Source organism: Flavobacterium sp., from assembly GCF_027484705.1.
GTDB lineage: Bacteria > Bacteroidota > Bacteroidia > Flavobacteriales > Flavobacteriaceae > Flavobacterium.
This window is the reverse complement of sequence record NZ_JAIXSL010000003.1, coordinates 15,217-28,312: the sequence shown is the minus strand read 5'-3', so window position 1 is coordinate 28,312 and position 13,096 is coordinate 15,217. Positions and strand designations below refer to the sequence as shown.

Annotated in this window: 15 protein-coding genes and 2 tRNA genes; 5 read left to right on the top strand and 12 right to left on the bottom strand. The window is 39.4% G+C overall.

From position 1 onward, the window contains the following. Nucleotides 1-396 carry a biopolymer transporter ExbD gene (locus Q0058_RS00490; protein WP_298220582.1) on the bottom strand — a complete coding sequence of 132 codons (396 nt, stop codon included), beginning with the start codon at nt 394-396 and terminating at the stop codon, nt 1-3. Then, the gene (locus Q0058_RS00485) at nt 377-1,090 is read right to left on the bottom strand and encodes a MotA/TolQ/ExbB proton channel family protein (protein ID WP_298220731.1); all 714 of its coding nucleotides are present in this window, start codon (nt 1,088-1,090) and stop codon (nt 377-379) included. Before Q0058_RS00485 ends, Q0058_RS00490 begins: the two co-directional genes overlap by 20 nt. A gap of 129 nt (nt 1,091-1,219) precedes the next feature. Between Q0058_RS00485 and Q0058_RS00480 the strand changes: the two genes are divergently transcribed. The 3 genes from Q0058_RS00480 (at nt 1,220) to Q0058_RS00470 (ending at nt 2,692) form a co-directional block, all read left to right on the top strand. Further along, nucleotides 1,220-2,440, top strand: coding sequence for a Mur ligase family protein (locus Q0058_RS00480; RefSeq protein ID WP_298220581.1), 1,221 nt, complete (start codon nt 1,220-1,222; stop codon nt 2,438-2,440). Nucleotides 2,441-2,498: 58 nt separating this feature from the next. After that, nucleotides 2,499-2,573, top strand: a tRNA-Val gene (locus Q0058_RS00475). A gap of 42 nt (nt 2,574-2,615) precedes the next feature. After that, nucleotides 2,616-2,692 (top strand) — tRNA-Val (locus Q0058_RS00470). A gap of 8 nt (nt 2,693-2,700) precedes the next feature. Here Q0058_RS00470 and Q0058_RS00465 read toward each other — a convergent pair. Genes Q0058_RS00465 through Q0058_RS00455 form a run of 3 tightly spaced genes read right to left on the bottom strand, consistent with a single transcriptional unit; the run spans nt 2,701 to nt 5,727 of the window. After that, nucleotides 2,701-3,381, bottom strand: coding sequence for an ABC transporter ATP-binding protein (locus Q0058_RS00465; protein ID WP_298220579.1), 681 nt, complete (start codon nt 3,379-3,381; stop codon nt 2,701-2,703). Nucleotide 3,382: 1 nt separating this feature from the next. Further along, nucleotides 3,383-4,642, bottom strand: a complete 1,260-nt coding sequence (locus Q0058_RS00460) for an FtsX-like permease family protein (protein ID WP_298220577.1) — start codon at nt 4,640-4,642, stop codon at nt 3,383-3,385. Next, the gene (locus Q0058_RS00455; RefSeq protein WP_298220575.1) at nt 4,639-5,727 is read right to left on the bottom strand and encodes an efflux RND transporter periplasmic adaptor subunit; all 1,089 of its coding nucleotides are present in this window, start codon (nt 5,725-5,727) and stop codon (nt 4,639-4,641) included. The genes Q0058_RS00460 and Q0058_RS00455 overlap by 4 nt, the downstream gene beginning before the upstream one ends. Before the next feature lie 167 nt (nt 5,728-5,894). On the opposite strand from Q0058_RS00455, the gene Q0058_RS00450 reads away from it, so the two are divergent. Further along, nucleotides 5,895-6,794, top strand: coding sequence for a phospholipase A (locus tag Q0058_RS00450; RefSeq protein WP_298220573.1), 900 nt, complete (start codon nt 5,895-5,897; stop codon nt 6,792-6,794). A 24-nt stretch (nt 6,795-6,818) separates the two neighbouring features. On the opposite strand, the gene Q0058_RS00445 is transcribed toward Q0058_RS00450, so the two are convergent. From Q0058_RS00445 to Q0058_RS00420, 6 genes are all read right to left on the bottom strand, one after another. Next, nucleotides 6,819-7,493 carry a hypothetical protein gene (locus Q0058_RS00445; RefSeq protein WP_298220571.1) on the bottom strand — a complete coding sequence of 225 codons (675 nt, stop codon included), beginning with the start codon at nt 7,491-7,493 and terminating at the stop codon, nt 6,819-6,821. A 47-nt stretch (nt 7,494-7,540) separates the two neighbouring features. Beyond that, nucleotides 7,541-7,909, bottom strand: coding sequence for a hypothetical protein (locus Q0058_RS00440; protein ID WP_298220569.1), 369 nt, complete (start codon nt 7,907-7,909; stop codon nt 7,541-7,543). A 278-nt stretch (nt 7,910-8,187) separates the two neighbouring features. Beyond that, nucleotides 8,188-8,847, bottom strand: coding sequence for a response regulator transcription factor (locus tag Q0058_RS00435; RefSeq protein WP_298220568.1), 660 nt, complete (start codon nt 8,845-8,847; stop codon nt 8,188-8,190). Nucleotides 8,848-8,849: 2 nt separating this feature from the next. Continuing rightward, nucleotides 8,850-9,611 (bottom strand): histidine kinase, encoded by a 762-nt coding sequence (locus tag Q0058_RS00430; protein ID WP_298220566.1) that lies wholly within the window; start codon nt 9,609-9,611, stop codon nt 8,850-8,852. After that, nucleotides 9,590-10,225 (bottom strand): hypothetical protein, encoded by a 636-nt coding sequence (locus tag Q0058_RS00425; RefSeq protein WP_298220564.1) that lies wholly within the window; start codon nt 10,223-10,225, stop codon nt 9,590-9,592. The genes Q0058_RS00430 and Q0058_RS00425 overlap by 22 nt, the downstream gene beginning before the upstream one ends. A 19-nt stretch (nt 10,226-10,244) precedes the next feature. Beyond that, the gene (locus tag Q0058_RS00420) at nt 10,245-10,559 is read right to left on the bottom strand and encodes a hypothetical protein (protein ID WP_298220562.1); all 315 of its coding nucleotides are present in this window, start codon (nt 10,557-10,559) and stop codon (nt 10,245-10,247) included. A gap of 430 nt (nt 10,560-10,989) precedes the next feature. Here Q0058_RS00420 and Q0058_RS00415 point away from each other — a divergent pair, with 430 nt between their 5' ends. Continuing rightward, the gene (locus tag Q0058_RS00415) at nt 10,990-11,754 is read left to right on the top strand and encodes a CHAP domain-containing protein (protein ID WP_298220560.1); all 765 of its coding nucleotides are present in this window, start codon (nt 10,990-10,992) and stop codon (nt 11,752-11,754) included. A gap of 11 nt (nt 11,755-11,765) precedes the next feature. On the opposite strand, the gene murF is transcribed toward Q0058_RS00415, so the two are convergent. Then, on the bottom strand, nt 11,766-13,049 hold the full coding sequence (murF, locus tag Q0058_RS00410; RefSeq protein WP_298220558.1) for a UDP-N-acetylmuramoyl-tripeptide--D-alanyl-D-alanine ligase: 1,284 nt from the start codon (nt 13,047-13,049) through the stop codon (nt 11,766-11,768). Nucleotides 13,050-13,096: the final 47 nt, after the last annotated feature.

Sequence of the window (13,096 nt, the reverse complement as noted above, 5' to 3'; positions counted from 1 at the left end):
TTATTTCGGACTTGTCGCAATTACAAATTTGAGTTTGTTCTTAACGCCGATCTGAAGCACATCGACCAAATCCTGAACCTGCATATTGAATGGAATCCTGACGACCACCGTTTGGTCTTTCGCCGGATCTATTTTTGCTAGCAACGAGGCTTCGAGTTTTTCAAACGGCACTTCATCCTTATCCAGAAAAAAACGTTTTTCTTCCGTAACCGACAAAGTAATCAGTTGCTTGTTTGTTTTCTCGTTGGTTTTCGATTTGGGTAAAGTCATCCGAATCACGTTCGGGTTGGCCAAAGTCGAAATGATCAGGAAGAACAACAGCAGGAAAAACATGATGTCGCTCAACGATGAAGTCGCTACTTCGGCATGGAATCTTTTATTTCGTCTTATCGCCATGATTCGGTCTTTGGATGATGTTTACAAATTCTAATACTTGTTTCTGAATCGCGAGCGAAAAAGCATCGATACGCCCGTTGAATAAGTGGTAAGCCGCATAAGCGATAATTCCAACAATCAAACCGGCTCCACTGCTGATCATTTTCTCATACAATCCTCCGGAGATGTTTCCGATACTGATGTCTTCGGTCACCGAAATACTATAAAAGATTTTGATTACTCCTGAAATCGTACCTACGAATCCTAAGGTCGGGGCAATCCCGGCAATCAAACCGAGTTGTCCTAATTTCTTTTCCATTTCGCCGATTTCGATATTCGCGGCGCGTTCCATGTTCGATTCGATTTCGGTGATAGGCCTTCCTATAGTTAGGATTCCTTCTTTTAATACGTTTCCTTGGGCATTTCCACTTCGATCTGCTGCGGCGTGCGCCATATCAAGGCTTCCGGCGTTGAGGCTGTTTCGGACATCTTTAATCAAATGGTTGTCGATTTTTGCCGCTTTGCTGATGAATAAAAATCTTTCGAAAATTAGGTAGAGCGTATAAACAAACAGGATGACAATCGGAATCAGGAAAAATCCGCCTTTAAAAATAAATTCCAAAACGGAAACTTCTGTATTGAGCGGTGTATTTTGAGCCACTTCAGCGGTAGCTTGCGCTAAAGTATCGGCTTGAATCTGCAAAAAGGGGATCATCATATTTGTTTGTTTTTTTGACTTTTTTGATAAAATAATTTCAACTTTGTATCGACTATGCCGACTTCACAATATTAAACTAAAAAAAGAAGAAAATATTTTACATAAAAATTTATTTATTAAAAAGTAATGAACTATCACGACACCGTTCACTGGATGTTTAAGCAATTGCCGATGTATCAGATGCAGGGTGCGGTCGCTTATAAAAAGGATTTGACCAATACGATTTTACTCACGGATTATCTCGGGAATCCTGAAAAAAACCTCAAATGCATTCACGTGGCAGGCACCAATGGAAAAGGTTCCACATCGCACTTGCTCGCTTCGATACTCCAGGAAGCGGGTTATAAAACCGGTCTTTATACTTCGCCGCACCTCAAAGATTTTCGCGAACGCATTAAGATTGATAGTGAAATGATTTCGGAAGCATTCGTCGTGGATTTTGTAAAGCAACACCGTGATTTTTTTGAAAGCCACGAACTCAGTTTTTTTGAAATGAGCGTCGGTTTGGCGTTTGAATATTTCAAGGAAAGAAATGTTGACATCGCCATCATTGAAACCGGCATGGGCGGCAGACTCGATTCCACCAACATCATTACGCCTTTGTTGTCGGTCGTTACGAATATCGGGTTCGATCATACAGCGTTTTTAGGAAATACTTTAGCTTTGATTGCAGCAGAAAAGGCGGGTATTATCAAAAGGAATATCCCTATTGTTATTGGGGAATATACCGCTGAAACTAAACCCGTATTTGACGCTAAAGCAACGGAAATGGATGCTCCTATTTATTATGCTTCTGATTTAATCCATGAAGAATATCCATCAGCATTACTCGGAAATTACCAGAAACACAATAAAAAAACGGTGTGGCAGGCGATTCGTGTTTTGCAATCGCAAGGAAAATTCACTATTACCGAGAATCAAATCAAAAAAGGGTTTTTGAATGTGATTGACAACACAGGCTTGCTCGGAAGGTGGCAACAGCTAGGCGAACATCCGAAAGTGATTTGCGACACGGCACACAACGCCGCAGGACTCCAATCAGTGATGGAACAAGTGCTTCATGAAGAATATGACCAATTGCATATCGTTCTTGGCGTGGTGAATGACAAAGATTTGGATGAAATTCTTCCGATATTCCCAAAAAATGCGAATTATTATTTCTGCAAACCAAATATTCCACGCGGGCTTGATACTTTAATTTTAAAAGAAAAAGCAGCTGGCTACGGACTTGAAGGAGCGATTTACACCTCAGTTTCAGCCGCTTACCAAGCGGCTTTAAAACACACTTCGGCTTCCGATTTTATTTATGTTGGCGGCAGTACTTTCGTTGTTGCAGAAATTTTATAATAAATTAGAAATTTGTTTGCATATATAAAAAACTGGCTTATATTTGCACACGCAATCAGGGCGATTAGCTCAGTTGGTTCAGAGCATCTGGTTTACACCCAGAGGGTCGGGGGTTCGAATCCCTCATCGCCCACAAAAAGCAAGTCATCAGACTTGCTTTTTTCGTTTAAGTACAGGGCTATTAACTCAGCGGTTCAGAGTGCTACCTCGACAAGGTAGAAGTCACTGGTTCGAATCCAGTATGGCCCACCATCGATTTTTTACATCCTGATAATCTTACCGTCTTCCATCTCAATAATCCGGTTGGTGCGTTTGGCAAACTCATTATCATGTGTTACAATCAACAGTGATTGCTGGTAAACTGAACTCAGTTCCTGAAAAATACCGAAGACCGTTTCCCCATTTTTTTTATCAAGATTTCCTGTCGGCTCATCGGCCATAATAATAATGGGATCATTGATTAATGCCCGGGCAATCGCCACGCGCTGTTTTTGACCTCCGGAAAGTTGGTTGGGATTTTTAAGCGCTTCGGTTTCGATACCTAAAATTTTAAGTTTTTCATAAGCCTGATGTTCCAATTCTTTTTCCGAACGAGCGCCCAACTTCAATCCAGGAAGCATCACATTTTTCAACACGGAAAATTCATTGAGCAAATAATGGAATTGGAACACAAACCCAATTTTTTCATTCCTGACTTTGGCGAGTTCCGCTTCTTTCTTGTCGCGCATCAATTCGCCATCAATCCATAAGGAACCTTCGTAGTCGGTGTCCATGGTTGACAGAATATATAGCAAAGTAGATTTTCCGCAACCAGACTTACCAATGACCGAAACAAATTCGCCTTTATGGATTTCAAAAGAGATTTCCTTCAGCACCTGAACAGAAACCGGATCGTGAAAGTATTTTGAGATTTTATCGGCCTTAAGTATCGTGCTGTCCATTTTATTTTCCTCTGATGATGATGACCGGATCTATTTTGCTTGCTTTTCTGGAAGGAAAGTAGCCGGCCAGATAAGTAGTTGCTATCGAAAACGAGAGGCCGATGAAATAGATTCTCGGATTATAATTGATCGGATAGGTTTTGATTGACGGCAACGACGCGGTATTGAACGGTATATGATCGATAATGACCGAAAGACCCAAACCGAAAAGCAAACCGAACAGACCGCCAACAATGCCAATAGTGGAAGCGATGATGATAAAAATAGCCTTGACATCATTTCCTGAAAATCCGGTGGCTTTCAGTATCGCAATCGAATCCATTTTTTCATAAATCATCATGTTCAGGATGTTGTAAATCCCGAATCCGGCCACGATCAGCAACGTAATTCCAACCGAATACGAGATGAGCGTTCTGACGAAACTGCCGGTTTCAAATTGCGCATTCGCCGTCTGAATATCAATCGCATCAACCTTAAATAACTTCGCATATTCCTTTGACTTGGCTGGCGCGAGCGAAATATCTTTAAGTTTGATCTGTAAATCGGTGATGTAATTGGATGATACGCCCAACAACCGTCGTGTGGTATTGATCGAGCAATAACTCTGCACATCGTCGAGATCGCGGATTCCCGATTGAAAATAACCAACGACTTTTAACGAAACGCGTTCGCCTTTGGAAGTCGTGACCTGAATCACATCGCCAAGCTGCACGAGCATTTTCGCTGCGATACCTGTGCCGAGAATGATGCTGTTTGGGGTATTCTTAAGATCAATATCATGGCCGGCGACTACGTAATCTTTAAATTGAAACAACTGGTTTTCCGCTTCGACATCAATGCCATTAATGACGCCGTTGATGTCGAGCATGCCCACATTATAAAACACCTGAGCCGTTATTTTTGGTGCCACACCTAAGACATTTGAATCCTTTTTTAAAGCAGCCATCATCCCAGCTGCATCATACAATTCCGGACGTTCCTCTTTGGGTTTGACCGAATTGATGAAGTTGTGGTGGTCTTTAAATTGGGCTGATTGGTCAATCGGTTGGATTGGCGAAGGCTTGATTTCCTTATACAAACGGATGTGCGCCGTGCGGTTGAGAATGAGCCCATCAAGCATATCGTTTAACCCCGACATGAAACTTAGTAATGCTATAAACATGGTGATGCTAAACGTAACGCCTATAGCCGCAACGAGGGTTTGTTTCCATCGCGCCATCACTAATGAAATGGAAATGCTGGCTAACAGTTTATATTTCATGGTGTCGGTAGGATCAATTCGTCGGCTTCGGTAATCCCTGATAAAATTTCTATTTTTTGGTAATCTTTAAGTCCGGTTTTCACCAAAACCTTGTCGCCGTTGCTTTTGAAAACGACCGAATCGTTGAGCACATAATTCCTCGGAACCAGCAGCGCTTTCTTTTTGGATGCCAATACGATGTTGGCCTCAAAAGAAATGTTCGGATAGAGCTGCGCCGGCGTTTTTATAAAGGTGGCTTCGACCAGAAAAGTCCTGCTTTGTGGGTTCATCAGCGGATTGATTTTGGTGACGACCGCCTCGAAAACTTTTCCCTGATAACTGTCTAAAGTCACCAACACTGTTTGTCCTTTGCGAACCTTGATGATATCGTACTCATCGACCTGCATTTCGAGAATAAAATTTTTGGCATCGCCAATAACCGCCAATGGAGTCTGCGCGCTGACAATCTCTCCTTTTTCTTTGTTGAGGCTGTACACCATGCCGTCCATTTCGCTTCTCAATATGAAATCGTCAGCAAGATGGCTCGATATCGATACGTTTTTCTTAGACTGCGAGGCGTTAAAATTTAATTGCCGTTTGAGATCGTTGTAGCGTACAACTGCGGAAAAATAATTGGCCTTCGAGTTTTGATAAGCCAGCTCTTTCTGTTCCATTTCCACTTTTGAGCCGATCTGTTGCTGCCAAAGGTTTTTCTGTCTGGAATACATCAGCGAATCATTGCGCATTTTGTTGCGGGAAACATCAATCAATATTTTGGCTTCCTTCAATTTGCCTTCATTGGCGTGTAAATCCTGAAAAGCCGCAGTGAGTTCAGCATTTTCCTGATTGAGCTGTTGCACTTTAGAGGCTATGGAAAGGATTAGACTGCCTTTTTTTACGATATCTCCTTCTGTAACGTAAATCGAATCAACAATTCCGTTGGCCGGAGCAAAAGCTTCGTATTGGTTTTTGCTTTTTACAAGGCCCGACGCATAAACCGATTCGGAAACCGCCTGCCAGACTGGTTTTACGGATTGCTCTTTATCCTTGCAGGCCAAAAAGGAAATAACAACGAGCGGGTATATTATTTTTTTTATATGCTTCATAACACAAAGATAATCAGGGAAAAGCTTTCAAAGGATGATATTCATCATTAGTTAAAGAATAGCGTTTTATAAAATTCCATTAAAGATTTACAGGATTGCTTGGACAATGGATATTCGTGCGCAAAATTCGCTACATTGTGAAATTACAGCCTATCATTCCGCTTTTTATGAAAAAAATATTAGTGATTCTTATGCTTTTGGCAACATGCACGACTTTCTCACAAATTGACGCACTGCAACACGACAGCAAAAAACCCAGAAGCATGTCACAAAGATGGGAACTCGACTCGACGGCTACCCGCGGTACTTTTTTGATTACACCCTACAAACCGATATACCTTTTGCCTGTGCGTTGGTCCAACAGTCCGAATGAAACTCCGCATTCCGGCAACGATGAAATGCAATACATAGTTCCTGAAGGCAGTGATTACAGCAACATTGAAGCGAAATTTCAAATCAGTTTTAAGACGAAATTGTTTCAAAGCATCTTCTGGGGGAAAGGCGATTTATGGGGTGCTTATACGCAGGTTTCTGATTGGCAACTTTATAAATCTTCCATGTCGCGGCCTTTTCGTGAAATCAATTATGAGCCAGAACTGATCCTTAATTTCCCACTTCAATTTAAGATTTTAGGATTTCATGCGCGCATGGCCGGCGTCGCTTTCAACCATCAGTCGAATGGGAAAAGTCTTCCTTTTTCACGCAGTTGGAACCGCATCATTTTTCATGCAGGATTCGAAAAAGGTTCCTGGAGTATTTATCTGCGGCCTTGGTTGAAACTCAAAGATACTGAGGATGACAATCCTGATATTGTGGATAAGCTTGGGCGTTATGATTTCAATGTGATTTACACCCACAATGGTCAAGTGTATTCGCTTTTGGGCAGCCACAACCTTAATTTCGGAAACAACCTCAAAGGCAACCTGACGTTTTCATGGTCTTATCCCATCAAAGGAAACTTAAAAGCGTATTTGCAGGTTTCACAAGGTTACGGGGAAACGCTGATTGATTACAACCATTCGCAAACTACTGTTGGCGTAGGGATTTCACTGACGGAATGGCTATAATCTTTTAATTTGAAGTGATTTGTCTTATCTGATATTGCTTTCCTTATGGTCGTGCTTGAACACCCAGGAAAGAAAACCAATCAGTAAGGAGAAAACCATGAGAATACTAATCGCGCCCAAGATGTGTGACGGAATATTCTGATAACCGCTCCACAATGTTTTCCTGACATGCTCACAATATTTCAAATAAATCATAAAAGGAGGAATCAAAAAAACAAAGGCGGAAATCATTTTGGTATCAATCCATTTGAATTTTATTTTTTCCTGTTTCCATAATATGCCCGCTAACAAAAAAAGGCCTGTAACGGAGGCGGCATATCCCAACCTTACAACAGGATCATTTTGAGCGGATTGGTTTCCCTGATAGAGTTCTTTGCAAGTATCGATTACAAGTCCTGAAATGATGGCCAGAATGGGTAAGGTCCATTCATAGAGGTTTTTTTCGGCTTCTTTGACCACCTTTGCCAGCAGCATGATGCCTCCAGAACCTCCTGCCACTGCTAACCCAACAGCGGCCAGAGGTATCCAGGAATTTGAATTATTCGCCGCCATATCACCAGAACTTATAGCTGAGGCAATTCCTATCATGGCGCCTAAAGCCGGTAGTGTCCATTTGAGTAGAAAGCCCAATCCTATCAACCCAAAACCTATTGAAAATCCCCAGGCAATAATTGTTAATGGCTTGTTGTTATCATTCATCTTGCTAGTATTTCGTTTACATTCTGGGGTATCTTCATGGTCTTCAGTTATTCTTTTATTTTGATTTTTATCGTATAGACAATGGTATCGAGGTGTTGCTCAACTTCCCTTCTATAAGGCCCAAAGGTTACGGATCGTTCGCCTTCTTCTTTAAAAAAAATGGACAGGCTGGTCCAATTGGTTTCTGCCAATCTGTCTTTGATTACAGCAACGACCGTAATCCAGTTGTCGACACAATCGGCGCCTTTGTATATTTCTCCGGGTTTGTTAGGCCCAACCAATTTGGCATCATTAAATATAAAATAACCGCTGTGCTCGTTTTCGTTTTCATTTTCATTTTCCACGGAAATGGTGAGCGAATTCAACTCAGATTTCAACATGTAGATGTCTTGTGCATCATGATAAATAGTTGCCATATAGATTACGTTTTAATGATTTTTGTGCTGTACAATCTTTGTAAAATTCTTTTGACTAAATCGTATTCCTTCGAATCTAAATCAATTATCAGAATTTACATTCAAATTTCACTCATATCACCCAATTGGGCAATACCCGGAAATACGTAATTCATTAGTGGTAAATACAAATTTTAAGCATTGTTTAGGGTGGAATGCAAAATTCGGTTCATAAAAAAAGCCATCCCTTAAGACAGCTTTTTTAGAAATATTATACGCATTAACAAAATGAACGTTACCTATAAATCATCGAGAGCAATATATTGATGCTTTAAGGCGAATAAGACTACTCCGATAAAGTTTTTTGCTTTGGTTTTCTCCATAATGCGTTTGCGATGGGTTTCAACCGTTCGGATGTTGATGCAAAGCTTGTCGGCAATTTCGGCACTGCTTAATTCTTTACTAGCCATGACTATAATTTCAAGTTCGCGTTTGCTCAGCGACACTGAAGAATCCAGTGGTTTTTTAGTGGTTTTTTTCTCCCATAAAATGGCTTCACGCAACACTTCACCGAGTTCCATTCCGAAATAGAACCCTTTATCATTAAGGCTTTTGATGGCAAATTCGAGCTGATCCGGATCTGAATTTTTGGTGAAATAGCCGTGCGCACCCAAATCCATGATTTTATGGATACTTTCTCTTGTGGTCAGTTGTGATACGATCAGTATTTTGATGTTGGGATATAACTCATGCAGCACTTTGCAAGTTTCGTAACCATCCATTTCGGGCATTTGTATGTCTAGCAATACTAAATCGATAGGTGTTTCTTCTAAGGTATCGATAAATTCTTTGCCATTTTTAGCCTCTATTACTACGCTCACGCCATCAAATGTAGTTATCAAAAGCGCCAGACTTTTCCTAAAAAGTTTATGATCATCAACAATTCCTATTCGCAGCATAACTATTTTTTTAAGGTGATTAGAAAATGATTTCCGACAACCGCTTCTTTCTGTACGATGCTTCCTTCAATACTTTTAATTCTTGAATTGATGTTCTTCAATCCGGTTCCTGTAGAGGTTTTCAGCAAACGATTAAAATCATATGCCGTACCATCTTCAATGATTTCGATCGATGTCGCAAGCTCATTTGCTTTGAAAATGATCCTACAATTGCTTATACTTCCGTACTTGATCATGTTCGTGGTAAACTCCTGAATGATTCTAAAAATTTCGTAGGCGTCCGCTGTTGAAAAAACCAAGTCATCACTCATGCATGATAAAGTAAATGACAATTGGGTGTTTTTGCTTAACTTCTCCAGATAATCTTCTATAGTAGGTATTAATCCGAGATTCTCCAGCAATGGCGGCATCAGCTTGTATGAAATCAACCTCGTGTTTTCAAGAGCGACGGTAACGCTGTTCTTGATTTCATCCAGAATTTCCTGATTCCCTTGGAGTGAATTCGTTTTTTCGATAATAAGCAGGTAGTTTTTAATGGCGTTCAAATCTCCGGAAACACTGTCGTGAAGATCGGCAGCAATGCGGTTTCTTTCCATACGTTCGCCTTCCAGCGAAGCTTTGAGCAACAGGTCCGCTTCTTTTTGCTTTATTTTAAAAAGATGGCTGCGGTAGGAAAGCACGAGAAAAAAAATTCCGAGCGCAATGCACAACATGACTGAAGTACCAATCCAATAGATTAATTTTATTTCTGTTGTATTTTCCAAACGCCTACTATTAATAATGACCTTATAATGATATTGCAAACAATGTTTAAAATCCAGTATTGCTCTAAATTCAATTCTTTATTTATGAGTATCAAATCTCCTAATAGTGACAGAAAAAAAGTTCCTGATAAATAGATGACAATACCGGTAACAAAATAAAAATCTGAGGTTTGAACGGCATCTTCTTCATTCTGGTTTGAAAAAATATTTCTTAACCATAGGATTGTAAAAAAGTAAACCATGACAATTTCAACTATGGAGAGATAAGCATCGGTTCTTAGGTTGTTGATATCATACCAAAAAAGTATTATTGCCAAAAACAACACAACGAAGATTATCGAAAAAGCCAAAAAAAGCCTTTTAAATTTTTTCTTCAATAAATTGTCAAAATAATATCCAAAAGTAAAGAACTCTAACAACAAATATGTTTTAAACCATATTGTAGTAGGTATTTGAAGCCAAGTTGAACCTATCAGCTCATAAAAACTAGCAAACAAAACCAACCACAAAAAAGGGGCAATAGGATGATGCTTATTACTATTTGCTTTGCTTTTCAATATTACTATTGGAAAAACCCCTAGCAATGTTGCAAAATAAAATAACGCTTTAAACATAACCTATTCATATTTATTGTTAAGTCATTAAAGGACTTTGATTATCACAATTATAAGGGCAAGAGACCATCCGATTCATAATAACCCCTTTGGTCATATCTTTCTCATCTTTATCTACGCCCACCATAATCTGATTCATTCGGTTTTCTTTATCATTATAGCCGTTGTAAATTCTGATGCCAATACAGTTTTCCTGATTGAGTATTTTTGTAATATTAACAGCACCAATAAAAAAAGCTTTCACTTCCTGCGGATATTTTGCTCTAAAGGCATTGACATATTCCTGAGCTTCTGCGAGTGTAATTTCACCACCTGTGTTTTGATCTAAAGCCATAATGTATATTTTTTTATAGTTATACTCAAATGTAACATGGTTACTGTTATTAAAAAATACGCATTTATACTTCATTAGTTAAGTAAAAATACTTAATCTGACGGTTCATTCCTAAATTTATTAAAATTAATCTTACGTAATAGTGGTAAAAATTACTTGTTCTGTAGAAATACGTAATACTATTCCGCTCTTATTGATTAAAATGAAGCGGTAAATCCAATAAATCTATTATAATCTTGTTTAAATCGAACCGTTAACCGGTGTATTGAACCATTTTTGAAACTCAATTTGATTGTGCAGATAAGTATTTACGCTTATAAAGTTTAAAACTTAAATTAGTATTTATTGGTATTGCCAACACCATCAGAATCTAATACATTTATACTGAGCTTATTGTTTTCAAAATAATTTATAAATACTAAATATTTAGATGATGAACTATCCAAAAAGAATCATAGAAAGAGGGGAAGCCGACAAGGACATTGTAAAAGCGATTCAAGACCAACTCAATTTCAAGGGATGTGGCCCCATAGAAGTAGATGGTGATTTTGGCTACATTACTTTACGGGCGGTAAAGTTGTTTCAGTCGAGACATTCAGACAACAAGGGGAATCCATTGGTTACTGATGGCAGAATTGGCCCTGTTACCTGGGATATATTATTTTCAATAGCCAAACCAGTTGTTTTGGTTCCGCAAACTACACTATTAAAAAAAGTTTTAGAAATAGCAAACTCGCAAATCGGAGTTGTTGAAAAACCACCACACAGCAACAGAGGTCCGGAAGTGGATGCTTACTTAAAATCAGTTGGGTTAAATCCGAGCGCCGGAAATTATCCGTGGTGTGCTGCTTTTGTGTATTGGTGTTTTGACAAGGCTGCGAAAGAAATCGGAGAGACAAATCCGGCTATAAAAACGGCTGGTGTGTTAGACCACTGGAACCGTACCAAGGGCACTAAAATTCCTGTTGCGGAAGCTACAGCCAACCCCGGAAAAATCAAACCTGGGGCAATATTCATCATGGATTTTGGGAAAGGTCAAGGCCACACCGGCATCGTGGAGAGTATCGGCAATGGCTACATCACTACCATCGAAGGCAACACAAACAATGACAATAGCAGAGAAGGTTATGGTGTATTCAAGCTCACCAACAGAAAAATAAACTCCATTAAAAAAGGGTTTATCATCTATGGATAACATTATTTACTTTAGATAAACTCTAAAATCCGTTCCAAGGCCATACCGCGTGAGCCTTTAATCAGGATTGTTTTTTCGTGAAAAGAACTTTGCTTTAGAGCTGCAACAAAGGATTCGAAGGAATCGTAAAAGTAGAAATGCTCATGATCGACTTTATTTTGATAGAAGTCTTTCCCTATAAAGTGACAATCAATCGTATTTTCATTCAAAAGCAAATCGACAATAGCTTTATGCTCCTCAATACTTTCGCTTCCCAACTCAAACATATCGCCAAGAATCGCCACTTTATTTTTCTTAACGAGTTGACTAAAGTTTGCAATGGCAACCGCCATACTACTCGGATTGGCATTGTAGGCATCGAGTATAATTTCGTTGGAATTTTGATTCACCAATTGAGAACGGTTGTTCTCAGGAATGTAATTTTCTATAGCCTGTTTGATGTTATGGTTATCAACCCCGAAATATTGTCCCATCGCAATCGCAGCATTGATATTATTAGCATTATACAATCCAATCAAATGGGAATGGACTCTAATATTTGAAAAACCGATTTCCACAAAAGGATTGGCTTGCACCTCGCTGATACTGGTATCTGCCTTTGGATTTCTCACGCCGAAAGTAATAGCATCTATGCCTTGGCTTTTTTCAACCTGAATCGCATCATCCAAATTGACAAAAACCTTTTTATGGCTATTCAACAGATGTGTATACATTTCACTTTTCCCTTTAATGACGCCTTCCACACCACCAAAACCCTCGAGATGCGCTTTGCCAAAATTGGTGATGTAACCATAATCCGGCTGAGCGATATCGCATAAAAATTCAATTTCCTTTTGATGGTTGGCGCCCATTTCTACTATCCCGATTTCGGTCTTACTGTTAAAGGAAAGCAACGTCAAGGGCACACCGATATGGTTATTAAGATTGCCTATGGTTGCTTTTGTATTAAATTTTTGAGAGAGAACGACTTGGATTAATTCTTTTGTAGTCGTCTTACCATTACTACCTGTAAGTGCAATGATTGGTAGTTTTAAATAAACCCTGTGAAATCGTGCCAATTGCTGTAGCGCCTTCAAGCTGTCCTCCACCAATATTGTCCTTTGGTCTATATAGTAATCCGAATTGTCGATGATTACATACTGAGCACCTTTCTCTATAGCTTCTTTAGCAAAAGTGTTGGCGTCGAAACGATCGCCTTTGATGGCCACAAACATACATTGAGGCTGTATTTTCCGGGTATCAATCGAAACGGAATGACATTGCAGAAATAATTGATGAAGGTCTTGAATATCCATAATGAAATTTAAAAAACAAAAGCCCTATGAAAGGGCTTTTGTTAAAT

Bases quoted from the DNA above. Each gene is read 5' to 3' on its own strand.
- Q0058_RS00445 (WP_298220571.1), bottom strand. From the start codon at position 7,493: ATGAATGATAACAACAAGCCATTAACAATTATTGCCTGGGGATTTTCA.
- Q0058_RS00485 (WP_298220731.1), bottom strand. From the start codon at position 1,090: ATGATCCCCTTTTTGCAGATTCAAGCCGATACTTTAGCGCAAGCTACC.
- Q0058_RS00480 (WP_298220581.1), top strand. From the start codon at position 1,220: ATGAACTATCACGACACCGTTCACTGGATGTTTAAGCAATTGCCGATG.
- Q0058_RS00450 (WP_298220573.1), top strand. From the start codon at position 5,895: ATGAAAAAAATATTAGTGATTCTTATGCTTTTGGCAACATGCACGACT.
- Q0058_RS00420 (WP_298220562.1), bottom strand. From the start codon at position 10,559: ATGGCTTTAGATCAAAACACAGGTGGTGAAATTACACTCGCAGAAGCT.
- Q0058_RS00465 (WP_298220579.1), bottom strand. From the start codon at position 3,381: ATGGACAGCACGATACTTAAGGCCGATAAAATCTCAAAATACTTTCAC.
- Q0058_RS00460 (WP_298220577.1), bottom strand. From the start codon at position 4,642: ATGAAATATAAACTGTTAGCCAGCATTTCCATTTCATTAGTGATGGCG.
- Q0058_RS00455 (WP_298220575.1), bottom strand. From the start codon at position 5,727: ATGAAGCATATAAAAAAAATAATATACCCGCTCGTTGTTATTTCCTTT.
- Q0058_RS00440 (WP_298220569.1), bottom strand. From the start codon at position 7,909: ATGGCAACTATTTATCATGATGCACAAGACATCTACATGTTGAAATCT.
- murF (WP_298220558.1), bottom strand. From the start codon at position 13,049: ATGGATATTCAAGACCTTCATCAATTATTTCTGCAATGTCATTCCGTT.
- Q0058_RS00425 (WP_298220564.1), bottom strand. From the start codon at position 10,225: ATGTTTAAAGCGTTATTTTATTTTGCAACATTGCTAGGGGTTTTTCCA.
- Q0058_RS00415 (WP_298220560.1), top strand. From the start codon at position 10,990: ATGATGAACTATCCAAAAAGAATCATAGAAAGAGGGGAAGCCGACAAG.
- Q0058_RS00490 (WP_298220582.1), bottom strand. From the start codon at position 396: ATGGCGATAAGACGAAATAAAAGATTCCATGCCGAAGTAGCGACTTCA.
- Q0058_RS00435 (WP_298220568.1), bottom strand. From the start codon at position 8,847: ATGCTGCGAATAGGAATTGTTGATGATCATAAACTTTTTAGGAAAAGT.